Raw genomic sequence first — 3,079 nt, forward strand, 5'->3', positions numbered from 1 at the left:
GAAAGTTGGGTGTATTTCTTCATTGTGTGCTTTCCAATTGCGAGTTGAAAAAGTCTAATGATTCTATGAATACACCTAACTTTTTCAACTAACTACAAATGTGTTGCACTTGGGATTTGAATCTGCGTTTTTAAATCAAGCTTTTGACTTAGGCTTAGATTTAATCTTGGATTTAGAACCCGCAAATGGACGTTTCTCCCCAGTTTCACGTGGTGGTAAGCCAGTATGTTGAGTCAGGATCTGGCCTTTTTTAGGACGATTATTGCCATTTGTATTGGCAACATTACGTGATTGATTACGTGCAGTATTTTCACCTGTGCGTTTTGCAGAATCTCCCGCCAAGGTCGAGTTTTTCTTGCGTGCCGACTGATATTGCCCTTCTGTGCCTTGCGGTTGATAGCTCGGAATCAGATGTTGTTTTGAATTACCAATCAAATCTGAGCGGCCCATTTCTTTCAAAGCTTCACGTAACATTGGCCAGTTATTTGGATCATGATAACGCAAGAAAGCCTTGTGCAAGCGGCGACGTTTCTCACCTTTCACAATATCCACATTTTCAGTATAACGCGCCACTTTTGCCAGCGGATTTTTACCCGTGTAATACATGGTGGTTGCTGTAGCCATTGGCGATGGATAGAAGGTTTGTACCTGATCGGCACGGAAACCGTTCTTTTTCAACCAGATCGCCAGATTCATCATATCGTAATCGGTAGTCCCCGGATGCGCCGCGATAAAGTAAGGAATCAGATACTGTTCTTTACCGGCTTCCTTACTAAAGCGATCAAACATCTGTTTGAAACGGTCGTAAGTGCCAATCCCCGGTTTCATCATCTTGGATAATGGACCTTTTTCGGTATGTTCAGGCGCAATTTTGAGATAACCACCCACGTGATGAGTGACCAATTCTTTCACATATTCAGGGTTTAATACCGCTAGGTCATAACGTAAACCTGAACCGATCAGAATTTTCTTGATGCCTTTAAGTGCACGTGCTTTACGGTATAACTGCGTCAATGGCGCATGGTCGGTATGCAAATTCTGACACACTCCCGGGAATACGCACGATGGCTTACGACAGTTTTTCTCAATCTCAGGGTCTTTACAGTGCAAACGGTACATATTAGCCGTTGGGCCACCTAAATCCGAGATAATGCCGGTAAAGCCCGGTGCGGTATCACGAATCTTTTCCACTTCACGCAGAATTGAGTCTTCCGAACGGTTCTGGATAATACGGCCTTCATGTTCCGTGATGGAACAGAAAGTACAACCACCGAAGCAACCACGCATGATGTTGACCGAAAATTTGATCATGTCAAAAGCCGGGAAACGTGCATTACCATATGCAGGATGTGGCAGACGTGCATAAGGCAGATCAAACACATAATCCATTTCTTCTGTGGTTAATGGAATAGGTGGTGCATTCAACCACACATCACGTTCACCATGCTTTTGTACTAAGGCACGCGCATTCCCCGGATTGGTTTCCAAATGCAGGATACGGTTGGCATGTGCGTATAATACGGGGTCATTGACGACTTCTTCAAAAGCAGGCAAACGAATGACCGCCAGTTCTCGTGGAGGTAATTTATGTTTAATGGCTTTAGAGGCAGGTTGTAACTGTACAATTTGCGTATCGGCATCCAAATTGTCACCTTCACGGACAATCGGATTGGCGACCGCTTCTTTTTGGAAGCCTTGATACTGGCTTAAACTATTGCCTTTATCTTTTTCAATTTCACAACCATCCAGATCTTCCGTCATCACATAAGGGTTGATGATGGGATCTACACGACCGATGGTGTCCACATCATTCGATGCAATTTCAACGAATTTAGCTTTAGAAGCACGGTTATGTTTATTGACAATAAAGGCCGTACCACGGACATCCGTGATGTCAGTAATTTTTTCACCTTTGGCCAAACGGTGCATCACTTCGACAATCGAGCGTTCGCCATTACCGTACATCAGAAGATCGGCTTTAGAATCCATCAATACCGAACGACGGACTTTATCTGACCAGTAGTCATAATGAGCAATACGACGTAGAGAAGCTTCAATCCCCCCTAACAATACCGGCACATCAGGATAGGCTTCACGTACACGCTGGCAATATACAGTTGCCGCGCGGTCAGGACGTTTATTCGGCACATTGTCTGGAGAATAGGCATCATCTGAACGGATTTTACGGTCAGCGGTGTAGCGGTTGATCATCGAATCCATATTACCGGCCGTCACACCCCAAGCAATATTCGGTTTACCCAATACGCGGAACGCATCCACGTTGGTCCAGTCCGGCTGGGCAATAATCCCGACACGGAAACCTTGAGCCTCCAAAGTACGGCCAATAATGCCCGAACAGAAAGAGGGATGATCGATATACGCATCACCGCAGACTAAAATAAAGTCACAACTATCCCAACCGAGTTGATCCATCTCCTCGCGTGACATCGGCAAAAATGGCGCAGGTTCAAAACAGGACGCCCAATATTTGTCGTAATCAAACAACGCTTTTGGCGCAGTCTGCATGGTATAAGCAGTAGACATGGCTAGCAATTCTCGGCTGGCAGATGATGGAAGATCTAAAAATTAGATCAAAGATGAAAGCCGAGTATTTTAGCATGAATTCGACTCAGCTTGCTTGATTATAATTTATACAAAACCAGTGATTTAATTTATTCTCCCCAAATAATCCTTCAGTTGAAAAAGCTGCTCCAGTAAGTGATCACTTATATAGTTAAACACACGAACAAAGCAGCGAATCAAGCAAATTCTTGAAGAAATAAAAAGCGTAATTTAAGATCCGATACATTCTTGAGCAATAATTCTTTGAAATATGAGCATTGGATAGAATAAGGTTTGAAATATTTTAAAGTAAGCAATCTCCAGACTCTGATGCTGCTGATGATTAGGATATTTGGACTAGAATCTGAGGAGCTAATTAATAAGAATTCCAGGCAAAAAAAAAGCCCCTGCTTTATGCAGGGGCTTTTTAAGAATAATGAGCTGGCGATGACTTACTCTCACATGGGTAATCCCACACTACCATCAGCGCTAAGAGGTTTCACTTCTGAGTTCGGGA

Annotated in this window: 2 protein-coding genes; one reads left to right on the forward strand and one right to left on the reverse strand. The window is 43.6% G+C overall.

Annotation, left to right across the window (positions count from 1 at the left end; all coding sequences use genetic code 11):
- Positions 1-135: 135 nt before the first annotated feature.
- Entirely contained in the window at positions 136-2,544 is a 2,409-nt protein-coding gene (locus tag FTT87_RS15690; protein ID WP_180175099.1) for a YgiQ family radical SAM protein, read from the reverse strand.
- 312 nt (positions 2,545-2,856) lie between these two features.
- Between FTT87_RS15690 and FTT87_RS15935 the strand changes: the two genes are divergently transcribed.
- A partial coding sequence (locus FTT87_RS15935; protein WP_218954224.1) for a hypothetical protein occupies positions 2,857-3,079 on the forward strand: 223 nt, incomplete at its 3' end.

The organism is Acinetobacter sp. YH01022 (assembly GCF_013420235.1).
Classification (GTDB): Bacteria; Pseudomonadota; Gammaproteobacteria; order Pseudomonadales; family Moraxellaceae; genus Acinetobacter.

What these genes read in the sequence shown, in the direction of transcription:
- FTT87_RS15690 (WP_180175099.1), bottom strand. Translation starts at nt 2,544, where the DNA reads ATGTCTACTGCTTATACCATGCAGACTGCGCCAAAAGCGTTGTTTGAT.